The 793-nt window shown below is 71.2% G+C and carries 2 pseudogenes; one reads left to right on the top strand and one right to left on the bottom strand.

Annotation, left to right across the window (positions count from 1 at the left end):
* Nucleotides 1–208, top strand: a pseudogene (locus tag ABTU92_RS29935) (amidohydrolase); the annotation flags it as partial.
* Between the two features lie 73 nt (nt 209–281).
* On the opposite strand, the pseudogene ABTU92_RS29940 reads toward ABTU92_RS29935, so the two are convergent.
* Nucleotides 282–793 (bottom strand): annotated as a pseudogene (locus ABTU92_RS29940) (radical SAM protein); the annotation flags it as partial.

Here is a 793-nt window from a genome sequence, read left to right on the forward strand (position 1 = left end):
GGATCTCGTCGTCTACTCGCTCGACCACCCGCGCTACGCCGGCCTGCACGATCCCGCCATCGCACCCGTGGCCGGCGGCGGCCAGGCCCATGTGAAATGGGGATTCTGCAACGGCCGCCTGATCGTCGAGGACGGACGGATTCCCGGGCTCGATCTGCCGGCCCTGCTCTCGGAAGCGCGTCGGGCCGTGAGCCGGATGGTGATCTGATCAGGTCGCACGCCCCGCGTCCCGGACGGAGGCGCGCCGCGTCCGGGGCACGCGGCCCCCACGATGCGCTCCTTCACAATCCCCGCAGGAACTCCGGGCGCAGCACCGGCGCGCCACGACGAGCGGAAGACACGATCTGCAGGAGCTGATCACGATCGTCCGGCAGCGTGCCGGCGAGCGGCAGGCAGTTCGAGGCGTGGTTGGAGCGGAACACCACGGGCGCCGGCGGATCGAGGGCCGCGAGCAGCGCCTCCTGCTCGGCGAGCACGCCGGCGTCGTCCTGCCATTCGAATGGCGTGCCGTCGCGCTGGAAGCGGGTGACGAAGTCCTCGATCTCGTCCTCGCCGAGCCGAAGCTGCAACGTCGAGAGGAAGGCGGGCGGCGCCGCGTTGATGACGGCTGCGGTGCCCTCGACGTGCTCGCGCCAGAGATGCTTGCCGCCGACCCCGAGGATCACGGTCGCCGACACGGCGATGCCGGCGTCCCGCGCCCGGTTCATCGCATCGGCGATGCGCTCCGGCGTCGCGCCCTTGCGGATGCGTGACAGGATGCTCGGCGCCCCGGATTCGACCCCGACATAGACGA

The sequence above is a fragment of the Rhodoplanes sp. SY1 genome (assembly GCF_046000175.1).
Lineage (GTDB): Bacteria > Pseudomonadota > Alphaproteobacteria > Rhizobiales > Xanthobacteraceae > Rhodoplanes.